This is a genomic window from Massilioclostridium coli (assembly GCF_900095865.1).
Classification (GTDB): Bacteria; Bacillota; Clostridia; order Oscillospirales; family Ruminococcaceae; genus Massilioclostridium; species Massilioclostridium facile.
In genome coordinates, this window is record NZ_FMIZ01000007.1 from 957,276 (window position 1) to 977,502 (window position 20,227).

At 42.5% G+C, this 20,227-nt stretch carries 15 protein-coding genes and 1 CRISPR repeat array; of the genes, 13 read left to right on the forward strand and 2 right to left on the reverse strand.

The window, feature by feature from the left end; genetic code table 11:
• Positions 1-9: 9 nt before the first annotated feature.
• The 9 genes from priA (at position 10) to rsgA (ending at position 10,724) form a co-directional block, all read left to right on the forward strand.
• Positions 10-2,448, forward strand: a complete 2,439-nt coding sequence (gene priA, locus BQ2683_RS09575; protein WP_083256442.1) for a replication restart helicase PriA — start codon at positions 10-12, stop codon at positions 2,446-2,448.
• Between the two features lie 24 nt (positions 2,449-2,472).
• On the forward strand, positions 2,473-2,925 hold the full coding sequence (gene def / locus BQ2683_RS09580) for a peptide deformylase (RefSeq protein ID WP_069988792.1): 453 nt from the start codon (positions 2,473-2,475) through the stop codon (positions 2,923-2,925).
• 1 nt (position 2,926) lies between these two features.
• Positions 2,927-3,847, forward strand: a complete 921-nt coding sequence (gene fmt, locus BQ2683_RS09585; protein ID WP_069988793.1) for a methionyl-tRNA formyltransferase — start codon at positions 2,927-2,929, stop codon at positions 3,845-3,847.
• Positions 3,848-4,181: 334 nt separating this feature from the next.
• Positions 4,182-4,880: a zinc metallopeptidase gene (locus BQ2683_RS09590; protein ID WP_069988794.1), complete on the forward strand. Its 699-nt coding sequence runs from the start codon at positions 4,182-4,184 to the stop codon at positions 4,878-4,880.
• Positions 4,881-4,898: 18 nt separating this feature from the next.
• Complete coding sequence (rsmB, locus tag BQ2683_RS09595; RefSeq protein WP_069988795.1) at positions 4,899-6,233, forward strand: 16S rRNA (cytosine(967)-C(5))-methyltransferase RsmB; 1,335 nt, start codon at positions 4,899-4,901, stop codon at positions 6,231-6,233.
• Positions 6,230-7,255, forward strand: coding sequence for a dual-specificity RNA methyltransferase RlmN (rlmN, locus tag BQ2683_RS09600; protein WP_286165422.1), 1,026 nt, complete (start codon positions 6,230-6,232; stop codon positions 7,253-7,255). Before rsmB ends, rlmN begins: the two co-directional genes overlap by 4 nt.
• Before the next feature lie 13 nt (positions 7,256-7,268).
• Positions 7,269-7,997 carry a Stp1/IreP family PP2C-type Ser/Thr phosphatase gene (locus BQ2683_RS09605; protein WP_069988796.1) on the forward strand — a complete coding sequence of 243 codons (729 nt, stop codon included), beginning with the start codon at positions 7,269-7,271 and terminating at the stop codon, positions 7,995-7,997.
• A 61-nt stretch (positions 7,998-8,058) separates the two neighbouring features.
• A complete protein-coding gene (gene pknB / locus BQ2683_RS09610; RefSeq protein ID WP_069988797.1) occupies positions 8,059-9,867 on the forward strand; it encodes a Stk1 family PASTA domain-containing Ser/Thr kinase in 1,809 nt (602 codons plus the stop codon).
• Positions 9,852-10,724, forward strand: a complete 873-nt coding sequence (gene rsgA / locus BQ2683_RS09615) for a ribosome small subunit-dependent GTPase A (protein WP_069988798.1) — start codon at positions 9,852-9,854, stop codon at positions 10,722-10,724. Before pknB ends, rsgA begins: the two co-directional genes overlap by 16 nt.
• Before the next feature lie 218 nt (positions 10,725-10,942).
• Positions 10,943-11,847: direct repeats of the CRISPR family, unit length 33 nt; unit sequence GTCGCTGCCCCCACGGGCAGCGTGGATTGAAAT.
• Between the two features lie 164 nt (positions 11,848-12,011).
• On the opposite strand, the gene BQ2683_RS09620 is transcribed toward rsgA, so the two are convergent.
• Both BQ2683_RS09620 and BQ2683_RS09625 read right to left on the reverse strand, forming a co-directional pair.
• Positions 12,012-12,359 carry a DUF3784 domain-containing protein gene (locus BQ2683_RS09620; protein WP_069988799.1) on the reverse strand — a complete coding sequence of 116 codons (348 nt, stop codon included), beginning with the start codon at positions 12,357-12,359 and terminating at the stop codon, positions 12,012-12,014.
• 7 nt (positions 12,360-12,366) lie between these two features.
• Positions 12,367-13,176 (reverse strand): carbon-nitrogen hydrolase family protein, encoded by an 810-nt coding sequence (locus tag BQ2683_RS09625; protein WP_069988800.1) that lies wholly within the window; start codon positions 13,174-13,176, stop codon positions 12,367-12,369.
• Between the two features lie 329 nt (positions 13,177-13,505).
• On the opposite strand from BQ2683_RS09625, the gene BQ2683_RS09630 reads away from it, so the two are divergent.
• The 4 genes from BQ2683_RS09630 (at position 13,506) to BQ2683_RS09645 (ending at position 20,226) form a co-directional block, all read left to right on the forward strand.
• Positions 13,506-13,850 carry a cupin domain-containing protein gene (locus tag BQ2683_RS09630; RefSeq protein WP_069988801.1) on the forward strand — a complete coding sequence of 115 codons (345 nt, stop codon included), beginning with the start codon at positions 13,506-13,508 and terminating at the stop codon, positions 13,848-13,850.
• Between the two features lie 134 nt (positions 13,851-13,984).
• Positions 13,985-16,264, forward strand: a complete 2,280-nt coding sequence (locus BQ2683_RS09635) for an adenosylcobalamin-dependent ribonucleoside-diphosphate reductase (RefSeq protein ID WP_069988802.1) — start codon at positions 13,985-13,987, stop codon at positions 16,262-16,264.
• A 91-nt stretch (positions 16,265-16,355) separates the two neighbouring features.
• Positions 16,356-16,796 (forward strand): dUTP diphosphatase, encoded by a 441-nt coding sequence (dut, locus tag BQ2683_RS09640; RefSeq protein ID WP_069988803.1) that lies wholly within the window; start codon positions 16,356-16,358, stop codon positions 16,794-16,796.
• Positions 16,797-17,292: 496 nt separating this feature from the next.
• The gene (locus tag BQ2683_RS09645; protein ID WP_069988804.1) at positions 17,293-20,226 is read left to right on the forward strand and encodes an acyl-CoA dehydratase activase-related protein; all 2,934 of its coding nucleotides are present in this window, start codon (positions 17,293-17,295) and stop codon (positions 20,224-20,226) included.
• The last annotated feature ends 1 nt before the right edge of the window (position 20,227 follow it).

Below are 20,227 nucleotides of genomic sequence, written 5' to 3' on the forward strand. Positions count from 1 at the left end.
GGGCTGGCATTGATTGCGAAAATAGCAGTGGAAAAAACCTCTATCCGGTTTGACCGCCTGTTTGATTATGCTGTGCCAGACCATCAACAAGCTCAGGCAAAAATAGGCTGTAGGGTTAGCGTGCCATTTGGTAATGCCAACCAGTATCGACAAGGAGTTATCCTTGACATAAAAAATGACCAGCCAGAAATAAAATTAAAAACAATTGCCGGATTTTTAGATGATCAGCCAATTTTGTCAAGTAAAATGGTTGACATTGTTTTTTATCTGGTGCATTCTACTTTTTGTACTTATTATGAGGCGATCCGCACGATTTTGCCAGCGGGTTTCTCTTATTTTTTAAAAAAAAGCTATCAGTTTATCGACCGGCTGGAGGGGCTGGAAAATTATTCTCCTCACCAGCTGGAGCTGCTCTCGTTTTTGCGGAAAGCGGCAAATCAGCAAGAAGTGGATAGGATTGTTCAGCATCAGTTGGAATCTGGACACCGTTCTGATATTGATTTTTTGATTCAGCAACAGGTGTTAACCCCTTCGGTTTCTTCCAAACGGAAACTAGGGGATAAAACAGTAAATATGGTCAAAATAGCCGACCCAGAGTTTGACCCTTCTAGCTGTAAACTTTCCCAGAAACAAAAAAAGGTGGTTTCTTTTTTATTGGAACTGGGGGCAGTTTCGATAAAAGAGGTATGTTATTTTTGTGGTGTCACAGATATTGTGGTAAAAAACCTGGCAAAGCAAGGGATTGTCACCCTATATGAACAGGAAGTATATCGCACCCCATATGAGGCGGCAATGCCAACGCGAAAGCCGGAGTTGGTATTGACCACACAGCAGCAGGAAGTATTAGATGGCCTGCTGCATCAATACTATACCAACCGTCCTAGCGTAGCGCTGCTCCACGGGATTACTGGAAGTGGAAAAACCCAAGTATTCCTCAAGCTCATTGAAAAGATGACACAGATGGGCAAGCAAACCATTTTGATGGTGCCAGAAATCTCCCTTACTCCTCAAATGCTCCAAAAATTCCAGTTGGCGTTTGGCTCGGAAATCGCTGTGATGCACAGCAGCCTTTCCATGGGGGAACAGATGGATGAATATAAACGGATCAAAAATGGAGAAGTTAAAATCGTCATTGGTACCAGAAGCGCGGTTTTTGCCCCATTGGAACAGCTGGGGCTGATTATCATGGACGAAGAAGGGGAATCTACCTATAAATCCTCGGATATGTCCCCCCGTTACCACACTCGGGATGTGGCAAAATACCGGTGCATCCAGCAAAAAGCCTTGCTCCTGCTGGCGTCTGCCACCCCTTCGGTGGAAAGCTACTATGCAGCAAAGCAAGGAGTGTATTCCTTGTATGAGCTCAATCAACGTTATGCGGATGCCCAGCTCCCTGAGGTGACCTTGATTGATATGCGTCAGGAGCCATCTTCTTTGATTACCGGTGTCAGCGAATATCTGGCGGAAGAAATCGCCAGAAATCTGCGTCAGGGGGAACAGTCGATTTTGCTCTTAAACCGGCGGGGATACCGTTCTGTGTTGAGCTGTGTGGATTGTGGTTGGGTGGCGGAATGTCCCCATTGTAGTGTGGGTATGACCTACCACCGTGCCAACGGCTACCTGATGTGTCATTATTGTGGATATTCCCAGGAGCTTCCCAAAACCTGTCCAGAATGTGGTGGAGGCCATCTGATGCTCACCGGACAGGGTACCCAGAAAATTGAAGAAGAGGTACAACAGTATTTCCCAGATGCCCGGGTGCTTCGCATGGATGCTGACACCACCTTTACCAGGGCGGCTTTGGAATCCAAAATCCAGAGTTTTTCCAAAGGGGAATATGATATTTTAATTGGAACCCAGATTGTAGCCAAAGGGCTGGATTTCCCCAATGTCACGTTGGTGGGGGTGCTCTCTGCTGACAGCATGTTGTTTGGGGATGATTTTAAATGCCATGAGCACGCTTTTTCCATGCTGACCCAGGTGGTGGGCAGAAGCGGAAGGGGCGGTAAAAAGGGCAGGGCATATATCCAGACCTATAACCCCGACCACCCCGTTATCCGGCAGGCAGCTTCCCAGGATTACCAATCCTTTTACCAGGATGAAATTGTGGAGCGTGAGGCGTTTTTTTACCCGCCATTTTGCGATATCTGCCTGGTGGGGATCACTGGCAGGCAGGAACAACAGGTGGATATTGGGGCAAGGTTGTTCCTCACCGTATTAAAACAGGCAACAAAAGGCTTGCGGCAGAACATCCCCATGAAAGTATTGGGGCGCAGCAAACCTTATATTTATAAAATGAATAATAAATACCGCCAACGCATTATCTTAAAATGCAGGAACAACACGGCGTTCCGCCAATTGATGCGGAAAGTGCTGGTTTACACCGCCTCCCGTAAGGAATGTTCCAACCTGCATCTTTATTGTGATATCAACGGCGAAATCAATTAACAGTAAGAAAGGAAGATCATACCTATGGCTTTACGAAATATTGTGATAGATGACGATTCGATTTTGCGGAAAAAATGCCGTGAAGTGACCGTATTTGACCAACGCCTTCATCAGCTCCTGGACGACATGGCGGAAACCATGTATCAAGCGGATGGGGTTGGTTTGGCTGCCCCTCAGGTAGGTGTTTTAAAACGGGTTGTAGTGATTGATGTTGGGGAAGGGCTAGTTGAACTGATCAACCCAGAAATTTTGGAAACTTCCGGTACCCAGACTGGTTCCGAAGGCTGCCTTTCCTATCCAAATGAGTTTGGGATTGTCACCCGCCCTAATAAAGTAAAGGTAAAAGCCTATGACCGCAACGGCAATGCCATCCTGGTAAAAGGGAAAGAATTGATGGCAAGGGCGCTTTGCCATGAAATTGACCACTTGAACGGGGTTGTATTTAAAGATTTAGCAACAGAAATGGTGCGTGAATAGAATGAATGTTATTTTTATGGGGACGCCGGATTTTGCGGTGGCGAGCCTGCAAAAATTGATTGATGCCGGCCATACGATTCAGGCGGTTTTTACCCAGCCGGATAAACCAAAGGGAAGGGGATATAAATTACAGCCCCCACCAGTCAAACAGCTGGCATTACAGCACAATCTGCCAGTATACCAGCCACTTACCTTGAAAGACGATGAACAGATCAATTTCATTCGGGAACTTCATCCAGATGTGATTGTAGTGGTGGCTTATGGCAGAATTTTGCCAAAAGCAGTATTGGAGATCCCACCTTATGGTTGCATCAATGTGCATGGTTCTCTCTTGCCGAAATACCGTGGGGCAGCTCCTATCCAGTGGAGTGTCCTCAACGGTGACCCAGTGGCAGGGGTGACCACCATGTATATGGCGGAAGGTTTGGACACCGGGGATATGATTTTAAAATCCGAAACTCCAATTGGAGAAAATGAAACTTCTGCTGAATTGTTTGACCGCCTGACAGAGATCGGTGCGGATTTGTTACTAACAACACTGGAACAGATAGAGGGAGGAACAGCGCCACGTATCCCGCAAGATGACAGCCAAAGCTGTTACGCTCCTATGCTGAGCAGGGAAATGAGCCTGTTGGATTTTGCCCAACCAGCCCAGCTGGTGCATAATAAAATCAGAGGGCTATCCGATTGGCCCGCTGCCTACACCATGTTAAACGGCAAAAAATTAAAAATATACCATTCCGCTATTGTAAAAGGAAAAAACGGTAAGCCAGGAGAATTGTTAGATGCCAAACGCTGCATCATCGCCTGTGGGGAAGATGCGGTGGAGTTGTTGGAAGTCCAGCCGGAAGGCTCTAAACGGATGGATGGCCGTTCCTTTTTAAACGGAAAAAAGCTGGCAAAAGGGGAATGCCTTGGCTAATCAGTATGCCCGTCATTTTTTTGCAATGATTTGGATACAAAACATCTGTTAATTTTTCATCTTTTCCAGGTATACTAATCATGATTCTATTTTATCTGTTACAGAAAATAGGAAAGTTGAGATTGTCGAATCAATCTAATTAAGTATACTTGCTTAAAATATAGTTTATTTTCAATCAAACGTTATTTTTTCTCTCTTGGCATTCAACGACACCTTAGAAATGATATCTACTTTGTAAACCAGTTGTGTTTTCATTATGCCATTAAGAAAATGATCGGTTGGTGGAATTTTCGGCAATCTACAAACGATATTATAAAACAGGAGTTTGTATAAAATGGGCTATTATTTTTATCCTTATTTCAGCTATATCCTTTATATGCTGCCAGCAATTATCATTACGGTTTTCGCACAAATTAAAGTAAAAAGCAATTTCGCAAAGTACAGCAAGGTGTACAACCGCCGTGGATATACCGGCGCCATGATTGCCAGGATGATTCTGGATCAGAACGGTTTAAATCATGTGGCAATTGAGATGGTTTCCGGTCAACTTACTGACCACTACGACCCCCGCACTAATGTAGTGCGGTTGTCCAGTTCGGTGTATAACAGCACTTCGGTGGCTGCGTTGGGGGTTGCTGCCCACGAGGTTGGCCACGCCATCCAGCACAGCCAGGGTTATGTGCCAATGAAACTCAGGGGTGCAATCATCCCTATTACTCAAATTGGTTCCCAGCTTTCCTGGCCATTATTTTTTATCGGGTTGATTTTCCAGATGGATATTCTGCTCACTATCGGTATTGTGCTGTTCGCGGCAGTTGTCCTGTTCCAACTGGTTACCTTGCCAGTGGAATTCAACGCTAGCAGCCGTGCTTTACGCACCTTGGAAAGCAACTATTATTTGGAACCGGATGAGATGGTTGGGGCAAAAAAAATGCTTTCCGCTGCTGCTATGACTTATGTAGCAAGCTTAATTACCGCAATCCTACAGCTGTTCCGTTTATTAGCAATTGCTGGAAACCGTAGAGACGACTAAGAACAAGGAGAAACTTCAGTGAAAACAGCACGACAAATCGCATTGGAATCCTTAAACCGTATGGAAAAACAGCAGGCGTATTCCAATTTAATGATGGAATCCCTGCTAAAGCACTCAGATCTGGATTCCCGTGACCGGGATTTTGCCTCCAAACTGTTTTACGGGGTGTTGGAAAGCAAAATTACCCTGGATTATATTATTACCTGCTATTCCAAACATCCTATCGAAAAAATGACGATTGAAATTCGCAATATCCTGCGTTTGGGGTTATATCAGATGATCTCCCTTCAGGTAGATGATTTTGCCGCAGTGAACGAGAGCGTTAACCTAACAAAGGCAATCCACAAAAAAGCGGCATCTGGTTTTGTCAATGCGGTATTGCGGAACTTTTTGCGGGATGGGAAAAAAATTAACTATCCTGACTCAGAAAGAAAACCGGTACAGTATTTTTCCCTACGGTATTCCTGTCCAGTCTGGCTAGTAGAAAGTTTGTTTAATGAATACGGTAGGGAAGTAGCGGAACAGCTACTACAACAGCAAATGGGCAGACCGCCGTTAACTTTGCGAGTAAATCCATTAAAAACTACAAAAGAGGAACTTTCCATCCAATTAGAAGAACAAGGATTTACCTTAAAACCCCATCTAATGGAAAACTGTGTTGAAGTGTTGGATGGTGGTTCGTTGGCAGATACAGCTTTGTTTGAGCAGGGAATGTTCCATGTCCAAGATGTGGCTTCCCAACTATGTGGACAGGTTGTAGCAGCTTATCATCCAGATTCTGTTTTGGATGTTTGTGCTGCTCCAGGAGGAAAAACCTTTACCATTGCCGAGGAATTAAAAGATACCGTTCCAATAACAGCTTGTGATCTCCATGAACATCGGGTAAAATTGATTAAATCTGGAGCGAAACGCTTGGGGCTTTCTTCGGTACATGCCCAGGTATCTGATGCCTCTATTTATCATGAAAAAATAGGTAAATTTGGATTGGTGTTATGTGATGTACCATGTTCTGGTTTTGGAGTAATCCGCCGGAAACCGGAAATCAAATATAAATCAGAACAATCAGTGGAGGGCTTGCCAAAAATACAGATGAATATTTTAGAAATAGCCAGCCAATATGTAAAAGCAGGGGGCGTGTTAATCTATTCCACGTGTACCTTGTCTAAACGGGAAAATCAGGAGATAACCAAGGCATTTTTGCTCCAACATCCTGAATTTTCTCCACTCCAGCTGCCTGAGGTACTCACCCAATTTTATCCTCATGCAGGCTATGATTTGACATTTTTACCAAACCAGCTTGACAGCGATGGTTTTTATCTTTGTGCTATGAAGAAAAGGGGAATTACAGTTTGATTGATATCAAATCGCTTACCTATCAGCAGTTGGCTCAGGTAATGGAACAAAAAGGTCAGCCAAATTTCCGGACGAAACAGATTTTTGAATGGCTACATAAGCGGAATGTATCCGACTTTGGACAAATGACCAATCTTTCTGCACAATTGCGGGAAGAATTATCCGCTGAATTTTATTTGAATTGCTTAAAAATCAAAAAAAAGCTTGTATCTCGTATTGATGATACGGTAAAATATTTATATGAACTCCAGGACGGGGAGTGTGTGGAGTCTGTTTTCATGAAATACCAGTATGGAAACAGTATTTGTATCTCCACCCAGGTAGGCTGTCGGATGGGGTGCAGTTTTTGCGCTTCCACCAAAGCTGGATTTGTTCGTTGCCTTACTCCCTCGGAAATGCTGGAGCAGGTTTACCGCACTGAGCAGGATACCGGGCAAAAGATTTCTAATATTGTCCTGATGGGTATTGGGGAACCGTTGGATAATTTTGAAAACGTTATGGCGTTTTTGGAACTGATTTCCCATCCTTCTGGCAGGAATTTAGGCCAGCGGCATATCACTTTATCCACTTGTGGGCTTGTCCCCAGAATTTACGAACTGGCTGATAGAAAATTGCAGATCACCCTGTCCATTTCCCTTCATGCCCCCAACAATACCATGCGTTCTAAAACGATGCCGGTAAACTTGAAGTACCCCATTGAGGAGTTGTTGGAAGCCTGTTGTTACTATATTCAGCAAACAAACCGTAGGATTTCTTTTGAATACGCTTTAATTAAAGGGGTAAACGACAGGGAACAGGATGCCAATGAGCTGGCGGCAAGGTTAAAACCCTTACTCTGCCATGTAAACCTGATTCCAGTAAACGAAATCAAAGAGAGAGATTATCAAGCAAGTAAAAAACAAAATGTAATCCGTTTTTCCAGGTTGTTAGAACAAAGTGGCATTAATGTCACTGTCCGCAGAACATTGGGACAGGATATTAATGCTGCTTGTGGCCAACTACGGCGGGATAATCGATCCTAAAGGAGGATTTTTTGTGCAAATATTTGGTAAAACGGATGTAGGCTTAGTCCGTGAGACCAATCAAGATACCTTTATGTCAGGAGATTTGACCCCGTCTGTTGGTTTTGCATTGGTTTGTGATGGCATGGGCGGCGAAAATGGCGGCAATGTGGCAAGCCAATTAGCAAGGGATATTATTAGTACTCAGGTAATGCAAAACCTAAGAGAATACATGGACCCTCGTTCTGTTTACCACTTGATATTGGCTGCATTGAACGCTGCTAATAGTGTGGTTTATGAAAAAGCCCAACAGCAGCCTGCTTTGGCAGGAATGGGGACAACCGCTGTTTTGGCAGTGGTGATGAACGACATTTTGTATATCGGTCATGTTGGGGACAGCCGGGCATACTTGCTTCGGAAAGGAAAACTGACCCAGCTTACAAAAGACCATTCTTTTATTCAATATTTATTGGAACATGGTCAGATTACGGAGGAACAAGCAAAATCCCACCCTCAGAAAAACCAGATTACCCGCGCAATTGGGGTAGAAGCTACTGTGGAAATTGATTATAATGAATTTCCATGCAAATATGGCGATAAAATCCTCCTTTGCACGGACGGATTAACCAATTGCTGCAGCGAAGCGGAAATTTTATTGATTTTAGAACAAAATAATGCCCGCCAATCGGTAAAACGTCTGTTGCAGGCGGCAAAAAAACATGGCGGCCATGATAATATTACCGCAGTTGTATTGGAATGCTGATGTATTCCATTTTTCATAAAATCTTGATGGACAATTTAAGTGAAACAGGAGGAAAGTTTGAATGGATAAATTCATCGGCAAGCGTTTAGACGGACGGTATGAGTTTAAAGAGCTAATTGGCATGGGCGGTATGGCAAATGTCTATAAGGCTTTTGATATTGTAGACCAGAAATATGTGGCAATTAAAATTTTAAAAGAAGAGTATCAGGGCAATGAGGAGTTCCTGCGCCGGTTCCGCAATGAATCCAAAGCGGTTGCAGCGTTATCCCACCCTAACATTGTCCGCATCTTTGATGTGAATTTTGGCGACCGTATTCAATATATTGTCATGGAGTTGATTGACGGCATTACCTTAAAGGAATTCATGGAAAAAGTAGGGGTATTGAGTTGGAAAGATGCGGTACTGTTTACCGTTCAGATTCTCCGCGCTTTACAACATGCCCATGATAAAGGGATTGTCCATCGGGACATCAAACCGCAAAATATCATGCTGCTGGAGGATGGCACCATTAAAGTCATGGACTTTGGCATTGCACGTTTTGCAAGGGATGAAAAACGTAATACCGAACAGGCAATCGGTTCTGTCCATTACATTAGTCCAGAGCAGGCAAGCGGCGAGGTAACCGATGAAAAATCGGATCTGTATTCTGTGGGTGTTATGCTCTATGAGATGCTGACGGGAAAACTGCCATTTGACGGGGAAACCCCAGAAGAAGTTGCTGTAAAACAGATGCAAGCGATTGCGCCGGCTCCGCGTTCCATCAATCCTGACATTCCAGAAGGATTGGAGGAAATCATTGTCCGCGCTATGCAAAAAAACCCAAATAAACGGTACCAAAGCGCAGCGGAGATGCTCCGTGATATTGATGAATTCAAACGGAATCCAAGCATTGTATTTGAATATAAATATTTTGATGAAGGGACTACAAAATATTTTAATGTGGCCCAGAAGGATGAGGAACAGGAAGAGGAAGAAGAAACCAAAAAATCCAAATTCCTGCCAATCCTATTGGGGGTATCCATTACATTTGTTGTCATTGCGGCAATTTTGATTACCTTAATGTTGGTATTAAAACAGCCTGCTCCAGAAGATGTTGTGGTACAGGACTTTACCGGTATGAATTACCATGATGTACAGAACATGGAAGAATATAAAAAGATTGATTTTAAAATTGTCAGCGAATACAATTCCGAATATACGGAAGACTTGATTTTTGATCAGGAACCTGACCCAGATATTAAAATTAAAGAAAACGGCAAGATAACTCTTTATGTCAGCAAAGGTTCCCAACAGGTAAAAGTACCGGATGTATCCGGTTTGGATATTGATGCCGCAGTGGCCAGATTAAAAGAAGAAGGATTTACTGGTTCCATCAATAAGGTAAAAAAAGAAGATAGTAGTGTGCCAGCTAATTGTGTGATTAGCACAGATCCAAAAGCGGGTACAAAAGTAGATCCAAAACAGGCGATAACGGTATATTACAGCTATGGGCAGAGCAATACTGTCTATGTTCAGGATGTTGTAGGGAAAGACCAAGGTAGTGCCCGCAGTGCCTTGGAAAGCCAGGGATTAAAGGTTAATATTCACACAGTGAAAAGTGACAAACCAGCAGGTACGGTTATTTCTCAAGACCCAAGAGGAGGAAATACTGTTGCGGTTGGTGCAACAATTACTTTGACCGTTAGTGATGGTACAGGAGTAGTTACTTCTTCTGCGCCAGAATCTTCCCAGACTCCATCTTCCAGTCAACCAGAATCTTCTGCCCCATCCTCTTCTGAAATTGAGGATGAAAGTAGCACTCCAAATAATAGTTCTTCTAATGATAACATCAGTAGTAGAAATAGGTATGGTACATGGAGCAGGGATTAATTATAAGAGCAATCAGCGGATTTTATAGTGTAAAATCCGCTGATTCTGCAATAGAATATGAGTGCAAAGCAGCAGGGGTATTCCGTAAAAAAGGAGTGTCTCCTTATGTAGGAGACCAAGTATTGTTTGACCCTCAGGACAATGTGGTGCGGGAAATCCTTCCCCGAAAAAATGATTTTATCCGCCCACCTTTGGCAAATTTGGATCAACTTTTTTTCGTAATGTCCTGTACCCAGCCTGTACCAAATTTTTTTATTACCGATAAATTAATTGCCATTGCGGAACACAAACAGATTGAACCTATTATTGTTATTACAAAATCAGATTTGGAATCCCCAGATAAAATACAGTCTATTTACCAGCATGCTGGATTTCAAACCATTGTAGTAAATGATGATGAGGATTTAGGCCAAATTCTAACCTGTCTGCCAGGAAAAATTAGCGGATTTTGCGGTAATACTGGTGTGGGAAAATCCACTTTGTTGAACCGTCTCATGCCCCAATTACGACTAAAAACAGGGGAAACCAGTGCAAAACTTGGCAGGGGAAGGCATACCACCCGCCATGTTGAACTGTTTGAAATCAATGGTGGATATGTAGCGGATACACCTGGATTTTCCACGGTGGATACTATGCAATACGAAGTGATTACAAAAGAGGAATTACAGTATTGTTTCCGAGAATTTACTCCTTTTTTAAACCAATGTAAATTTACGGGATGTTCTCATACAGTAGAAAAAGGCTGTGCAGTGCTGGCAGCGCTTCAGCGTGGGGAAATTGGAATTACCCGCCATGAGAGTTATTGTCAGATGTATGAGGAAGCAAAAACAATCAAAGAGTGGGAACTGAAAAAATAATATTTTGAATTTGTGCATTTAAATTATTTTTCAATGTTTCTAAAATAGGTGTTTTAGAGAGAATAATCGTTGGTGCGAACCATAAGCTCTCATAAATTTTCTATGCGTTCGCACTAAAAAATGCGGAATATGGTAAACATCTACCTTGATTCAATGGTAATATTATATTATCATTTCAATATTTAGGGTGAAAATTTTATAACTTACTATATTTTGCGGTCGCTGCCCCCACGGGCAGCGTGGATTGAAATAATAAAATTGTTAACCACAGTGGATGTCTTGCCTTTGTCGCTGCCCCCACGGGCAGCGTGGATTGAAATACGTGAAACACTACCTTGTAATAGACAATGCCAGTCGCTGCCCCCACGGGCAGCGTGGATTGAAATAAAGTTTTATAATTTATTTTGTTAGGTTGAAACGTCGCTGCCCCCACGGGCAGCGTGGATTGAAATTTTTGGTTGATATGACAGGGTTTAAGCAATTACGCAGGTCGCTGCCCCCACGGGCAGCGTGGATTGAAATTTCCATTGGCAAGTTATTCCCGCTGCTACTACAGTCGCTGCCCCCACGGGCAGCGTGGATTGAAATTTTCCGGCAGCCCCGCAGGAATTTATCCAACCGTGTCGCTGCCCCCACGGGCAGCGTGGATTGAAATTATCGCCGCTATAATGTTATTAATTCCCTTGTTGGGTCGCTGCCCCCACGGGCAGCGTGGATTGAAATAATAGGGATACTATCTCCGTAAGCCGACCATACAGTCGCTGCCCCCACGGGCAGCGTGGATTGAAATATCGTTAAGGTTCTTCATCTCTTTTCGTAAGTTGTCGCTGCCCCCACGGGCAGCGTGGATTGAAATCATCATTGCTTTTGTAGGTAGCATTACCGATAAGTCGCTGCCCCCACGGGCAGCGTGGATTGAAATTCCAATCGTATCGAAATCCAAACAGTCAATAAAAGTCGCTGCCCCCACGGGCAGCGTGGATTGAAATAGATTGGCTGGACAATTGGTGAGATCAGCCAGAGTCGCTGCCCCCACAGGCAGCGTGGATTGAAATATTGAACTTGGGGCGAAATATATTCCATTGCCCAGGTCGCTGCCCCCACGGGTAGCGTGAATTGAAATTACAAAAATGCTCTTCCCAATGAAATTCCGCACAGTATTGTTGTTCTTATGGCCAATATAGAATAACCATACGCAGAGGTATGAGATGAGAGAGGTTTTCTTTACGTAAATATGAAAAAACTCCTAATGATTTGTTCCATTAGGAGTTTTTTATTATAACTTGATTATTTTAAATATTTAGAGAATGCTTTTTTCGGGTTGGATGATACGTTGTGTAGGAAATAAAGCAACCATACCAGAAAGCAAATAAGAGCCAACCACTGGTTTAACAGGCTCAATCCTGTTCCGACTACAAAGATAATAGATGAAACCACAAAAATGATCGCATGTCCTTTGCTAATTTTCTTTTTATCATATTGTTTTTGTTCTTCCTCACTTAAGGTATTAAAACCGGCAACCAAACCGGCAGCTTTTTCCCGCCCAATGAAAAAAGGCAAGGAAATCAATAACATTGTAATAGCCATAAGGACGCAGATTATTGTGCCAATATGGGTGGATAAAAATTCTTCCATTTCTATTTCACTTCCTTTTCGTTGCAAATCGGTCAGCAGATAAAATAGGAATTTGTTGCCTTACTTCCGCTACCTGCTCCAAATCAATTTCCACAAATAGGATTTCCTGCTGTTCCTCTAACTGATGGAGGATTTCCCCCCAAGGGGAAACCACACAGGAGTGTCCATAAGCGTGATAACTGGCAGTAGGATGATAAGCAGGGGAACAGGCTGCCACAAAGCATTGGCTGTCAATCGCCCTGGCACGTAACAACAGATCCCAGTGTTTTGGACCGGTTACCGGATTAAATGCTGCTGGACAAATGAGAAGTTTTGCCCCATCCAGCGCCATTTGTATCCATTGTTCCGGAAACCGCAGGTCAAAACAGATACCCACGCCAATTTTTCCGATACTGGTTGAAAAAACCGAAAAATGTTCTCCAGAAGAAAGGATACTGGATTCTTGAAACGAAATTTTTCCAGGAATATTGACATCGAATAGATGGTATTTCTGATGCTTTCCTAAATAGTTACCATGTTCAAACACAAAGCAGGTGTTGTAGTAGTGTCCTTTTTCCTGCTCTGGAATGGAACCTCCAACTAGGATACACTGGTACTTTCGAGATAATTCCGCTAAAAAACGGACGGTTTTACCGTTTTCCGGTTCCGCATATTCCGGAAATGCCTGGTTTTCATAGGGGCATTGGAACATTTCTGGTAGCACAATCAATTCCGCTCCTTGCTGAGCTGCTGTTTCCACCATCTTAGCGGCACGCTCCAAATTGTTTTCCTTGTCCCTGGTTACTTCCATTTGGCAGCACGCAATTTTACAGCCCATAAAAACTTCCTTTCTGTTTTTTATGTTGCAATACTCAAGTTTTAAAAATCGAATTATATTTTTTATTACTAGGCACTGAAAAATACCATTATTATATGGTTTCCATGTACAAATGATCTGGCTGATATTTCTGAACCAAATGCTATTTTGCACGCTGTAAATCTTCACAAACAAAATAGCTCCTGTTTTTTATTATAATGGTAAAAATCTATTTTGTCCATTGCTTTCTTCTGCAATTCGTGCCATAATAATAGTATATGTTTTACCAATCAGATCATCGGATGTCCATTTCCAGTATGGTCTGATTTTGCTTGAAGGAGGAAATTGCTATGATAACAAAGCCAGAAGAACGGAAAACAGAACTGCGTGAAATCGAACAAGGAACAATGATGGTGGAACATCTATTAAATACCGAGCAGATGGATGGTAAATGCCGCATGGTGGCAAAAGTGGTAATGCCAACCGGAGGGAAATTAAAATACCACCCCCATTTTAACGAGAGTGAAACTTACTATATTTTATCGGGAAACGGGATTTACAACGATGACGGTATAGAATATCCAGTAACAGCAGGGGATTTGACCTTTACTCCTAGTGGGCATAGCCATGGGATTTCAAATCCTTCCAAAGAAGACTTAGTGTTTTTGGCGATAATTATCAAAGGGGAACAATAAACCCGTAGAAACTTTCAGAAAATTCCGTTGTTTTTTATAAGAAATAAAAGTTGATTTTCTATTTCTAGTGTGATATGATAGTATTCACAACAATATGTTGTATATGATTATAGTTAAAGGGGTTTTATAATAAAATGGAAGCAAAAGAATGGCTAGGGGAACATAATCAGCTTGGACTGGATATATGGAAAAATAAATACTGCTATGAGAATGAAACTTTTGACCATTGGTTGGATCGTATTACTGGAGGGTCAGAGGAACTAAAGCAGTTGGTAAAAGAGCAAAAATTTCTATATGGCGGTCGTATTCTATCCAATAGAGGATTGCAACATTTAGGCAAAAAAGTAAGTTTAAGCAACTGTTATGTGATTTCCCCTCCAGAAGATAATATTGAAAGTATTTTTGAATGTGCTACCAAATTGGCGCGCACCTATAGTTATGGTGGTGGATGTGGAACGGATATTTCTAAGCTTTCTCCACGGGGTGCAAGGATTAACAACGCTGCCAAACATACTAGTGGGTCGGTGTCCTTTATGGATTTATATTCCTTAGTAACAGAACTGATTGGTCAAAATGGGCGGCGTGGCGCATTGATGATTTCGATTTCCTGTTCCCATCCGGATGTAGAAGAATTCATTGGGATCAAAACTGATTTGAACAAGGTGACCAAAGCAAATATCTCTATCCGTATTACTGATGATTTTATGCAGGCTGTGAAAAAGAATCAGCCATACACTTTGAACTATACCCGTTTGGAAACCGGGGAACAGATTACAAAAGAAGTCAACGCAAAGGAACTCTTCCACAAAATTGCGGAAACCAACTGGGATTTTGCGGAACCTGGAGCTTTGTTCTGGGATACTATCCGTTCCTGGAATCTGTTAAGCAATACAAAAGAATTTGAATACGCCGGGGTAAACCCATGTGCGGAAGAACCTCTCCCAGCAGGGGGGAGCTGCTTGTTAGGAAGCTTAAACCTTACTAACTTTGTCAACGATCCATTTACTGAATCCGCCGCTTTTGATTTTGATGGATTTAAACAGGCGGTTTGCATTGCGGTACGGGGATTAAATGACGTGTTGGAGGAAGGGCTTCCACTACATCCATTAAAAGAACAGCAAGAAAGCGTTCGTAATTGGCGCCAGATTGGGCTGGGTATTATGGGATTAGCAGATATGCTCATTAAATTGGGAATTACTTATGGTTCCAAAGATGCCATTGCGCTGTGCGACAAAATTGGTTTTGCTATGGCGGATACTGCGATTGCGGAATCTGCCCGTTTGGCGAAAGAACATGGACCATTCCCAAAATGCAATATCCAGGAAATCACTACAACCCCATATTTCCTGAAAAATACTTCTCAAGCAACTAGGGATTTGGTAAAAAAATATGGGCTGCGCAATTCTCAATTGTTGACCATTGCCCCAACGGGAACTCTCTCTACCATGTTGGGGATTTCCGGGGGAATTGAACCAATATTCGCCAACTATTACGAGCGTAAAACAGAATCTCTCCATGGTAAGGATGTTTACTATAAGGTATACACTCCAATTGTAGAACATTTTATGAAAGAGCATAATATCATGGATGACAGCGACTTGCCGGAATACTTTATTACTGCTATGACGCTGGATTACAAACAGCGGATTCAGATGCAAGCGATTTGGCAAACCCATATTGATGCTTCTATCAGCTCCACTGTTAATGTACCAAACCAGTTCACTGTAGAAGAAACCGAAAACCTTTATATGTATGCTTATGAGAATAAGCTAAAAGGAATTACGATCTTCCGTGATGGCTGCCAAAGGGTTGGAATCTTAACAACCGATTCCACACCAGATGAAAAGAAGGTTCCAACTGCTGGAGAAGGTTTGGGCAGAGGGGACATAGTCCAGGTAAGCGATGATGTTATCGGCAAAAAGCGTAAATTGATGACAGGCTGTGGCAGCCTCCACTGTATTGCATTGTTTGATACTAACACTGGTGCATTGCTGGAGACTTATTTGAGTAAAGGAAGTACTGGGGGATGCAATAATTTCATGATTGGGCTTTCCCGTATGATTTCTATCAGTGCCCGTGGTGGAATTGATATTTACACTATTATTGACCAATTGAATAGCACAGGTTCCTGTCCATCTTATACAGTACGGAAGGCAACCCGTAACGATACTTCCAAAGGGTCTTGCTGCCCGATGGCAGTGGGGAACGCACTGTTGGATATGTACAATGAAGTACAGGCAGAACTGGGGAATCAGGAACCAAAGCCAAAACCAATACCAACCAAAAAGGAAAAGCCAAAAAAGGTGGAAAATATCAATAAAGAATCCATCCTCTGCCCACAGTGTGGAGAACCATTGGCCTTTGAAGGTGGCTGCAATATCTGCAAAAGTTGCGGATGGAGTAAATGTTATTAATATCAAGAAATAAAACCATGTTTGCTGTGTGATAGTAGATTTTGTATCCGTATTCTGCATGGCAAAATTTTGACCGCAAGGAGTTTCCAAAATGAAAATTAGCATTCAAAAATTAAATCCAAACGCCATTGTTCCAAAACCAGCTACTTCTGGAAGTGCTGGGTGCGACCTGCATGCCTGCATTACCGAAACAATTACCATCCAGCCAGGGGAGACTGTAAAAATCCCAACTGGTTTGGCAATTGCTCTGCCTACAAATAAACTGGCCGCTTTTGTATTTGCGAGAAGCGGGCTGGGAATTAAACACAATATTACCCCAGCAAACTGCGTTGGTGTGATTGATAGCGATTATCGTGGGGAATTGATTGTGGGGTTACAGAACCATTCCACAAAAGCTTTTACCGTGGAACCAAACGACCGCATTGCCCAGCTGGTTATCATGCCGGTAGAGCAGCCGGAATTTGAGGAAGTTTCCTCTTTGGATGAAACAGAACGTGGCCAAGGTGGGTTTGGTAGTACAGGCACAAAATAATTTTTAAAAGAGCGGCAAGATCATTTTTCTCGCCGCTTTTTATTCATGCAAGATAATTGATTCGCTAAATTAAACTTTAGCGAAATATTGTATACATTCGTGGTGAAATAGGGCAGGGTATTTTTATGCCCAATTTATAAACTATAGGTTTGTATTTATAATATATTAATTTGGATATTATTAATAACTAGTTCTGTTTCCTAGTATTTTGGCATTGTTATACAAACAATTTCCATAAATTTAGGCATTTACCATAATTAAGCCTTGATTTTTAGAAAAACACTATGTTATAATAATGTATAATGTTATCTAACAAGAGTTTTGTTCATATTATATTCATATTAAAGCAATCAAATTTACATTACTAAGGTGAATTTTACAATTCGAGAGAATATAATAGGATTTGACATTTTTCGTTATTATATTGTTTGGAAAAAGACGCGCTTGATGCGTTACATAAAATTGATTAGGGTTATTTTTTTCGGAGGAATGAACATTGGGAATTTACAGAGTTGGTCTTGACGTTGGCTCCACTACTATTAAATGTGTGGTATTGAATGAACAGGATAAAATGGTTTATAAATCCTATGAACGTCACCGCGCTAGAGTGCGGGAAAAAGCAACAGAATTATTAACACATATCAATGATACTATTGTAAAAGGCGACCCAGTGAGGATTTCTGTTACAGGTTCTTCTGGTTTAGGGTTATCTCAGGAAAACAATATTCCATTTGTGCAGGAGGTATACTCTACCCAGTTGGCGGTAAAACGCTATTATCCTGATACTGACGCGATTATCGAATTGGGTGGGGAAGACGCGAAAATTCTCTTTCTGTCCGGTATGCCAGAAGTTCGTATGAACGGAAGCTGTGCAGGAGGAACAGGAGCGTTTATCGACCAGATGGCAATCTTGCTAGGGGTTGATTTGGATGAATTTGACCGCCTCTCCCTAGATTATGAAAAGCTGTACACCATTGCTTCCCGCTGTGGTGTATTCGCCAAATCGGATATCCAGCCTTTGATCAACCAAGGTGCCAAAAAGAATGACCTGGCGGCAAGTATTTTCCAGGCAGTTGTTAGCCAAACGATTGGTGGTCTGGCACAAGGCAGAGAAATCGAAGGAAAGATTGTTTTTTTAGGTGGTCCATTGACCTTCTTTCAAGGGTTGCGCGCCCGTTTTGTGGATACTTTAGGACTGGATGAAGAACATGCTATTTTCCCGGAAAACGGCCAGTACTTTATTGCATTGGGAGCAGCAGTATATTCCGAAAACTTGGATACTTGCCAGTTATCTGATATTATTACTTCTTTAAAAAAAGAACGGAAAAAGAATGTACAGACCACATTGGAGCCTTTATTTCGGGATCAAGCGGAATATGAGTCATTTCTGGAACGCCAGAACCAGATTAAAATCAATTATGTGGATTTGGCAACCTACCAGGGAGATGCTTACCTGGGTGTAGACGCTGGTTCCACCACTACAAAGATTGTGTTAATCACTCCAGATGGGGGTATTTTATACCAGAAATATTGTTCCAACAGTGGGAACGCCGTACCAATTGTTCGGGACGCTATTATGGAGATTTACCAAACCATGGGGGATGGGGTTACCATCAAAGGTAGTGCAGTTACTGGTTACGGGGAAGAACTGATCCAGCACGCCTTTAAACTGGATTTTGGTCTGGTGGAGACAGTGGCGCATTTTAACGCAGCAAAATATTTTATGCCAAATGTTGATTTTATCATCGACATCGGTGGGCAGGATATGAAATGCTTTAAACTGAAAAACAATGCGGTGGATAGCATTATGTTAAACGAAGCGTGTTCTTCCGGCTGTGGTTCCTTCCTGGAAACCTTCGCTACTGCTTTGGGTTACACAGTAGAAGAATTTGCGAAACAAGGGCTGTTTGCCGAAACGCCAGTTGATTTGGGTTCCCGTTGTACCGTATTTATGAACTCCTCTGTGAAACAGGCACAAAAAGAAGGGGCAACAGTAGCGGATATTTCCGCCGGTTTGTCCATCAGTATCGTGAAAAATGCGGTTTATAAAGTAATCCGTGCCAATTCCCCAAAAGACCTGGGACAAAATATCGTGGTGCAGGGGGGAACCTTTTTAAATGACGCTGTACTCCGTGCGTTTGAAAAAGAACTAGGGGTTAATGTAATCCGCACCCCAATTTCCGGTTTGATGGGAGCTTACGGTTGTGCGTTGTACGCCATGCACAATACTTCCGGGGCGTCTACTACTCTGGATTTACAAGGGCTGCAAAACTTTACCCACAACGTAACAGCTACCACCTGTAAGGGTTGTGAAAACCACTGCCGCTTGACCATCAATAAATTCTCCGATGGGGAAACTTTTATTTCTGGAAATAAGTGCGACCGCTTTACTGGAAACAGCAAATTCCAAATTGAATATGACGCATTTGAATATAAATACAATTACTTAACATCCCTTCCAACCAAGCCGGGAAGCCGTGGGAAAATTGGTATCCCAATGGCGTTGAATATGTACGAGAATCTGCCATTCTGGAATGCCTTTTTCAACGAACTGGGGTTTGAGGTTGTCCTTTCCCCTCGTTCCAATCGAGAACTCTATGTTAAAGGTCAGCATACCATCCCTTCGGATACTGTATGCTATCCGGCCAAACTGGTTCATGGTCACATTGAAGCTCTGTTGGATATGGGGATTACGACGATTTTCTACCCTTGTATGACTTATAACTTTGACGAAGGAATCAGCGATAACCACTATAATTGTCCGGTAGTTGCCTATTATCCAGAGGTTATCCAAGCCAATGTAGCAAAGATGCAGGATGTTACCTTTATTATGGATTATGTAGGGGTTGACCGCCGCAAGGACTTTACGAAACACGCTTATCAGATCTTCAACCAGTACTTTAAAGTCAGCAAAGACGAAATCAAACGTGCTTGTGATGCGGCTTATACCGCTTATGAAAAATTCCGTCAGGATATGGCTGCTTATGCGAAAGAAGCACTGGCTTACGCGGAACAGAACAACTATCCTGTCATAATCTTAGCGGGTAGGCCATACCATATTGACCCAGAAATCAACCATGGCATCAATCGCCTCATTACCGGCTACGGTGCGGTTGTGTTGACGGAGGATTCGATTATTTCCCAGGAAGACCATCCAAAAACTGGCGTCTGGAACCAGTGGACCTACCATGCTCGCCTGTATGCGGCAACCGAAGAAGTGGCGAAACACGACAATATGAATTTGATTCAACTGGTATCCTTTGGTTGTGGAGTAGATGCCATTACTACCGACGAAGTCCGCTCCTTGTTGGAGAGCAAAGGCAAACTGTATACTCAGATTAAGATTGATGAGATTAACAACCTTGGTGCGACCAAAATCCGTATCAGAAGCTTGTTCGCTGCAATTGAAGAAAGGAAACACGGAGGTTAAT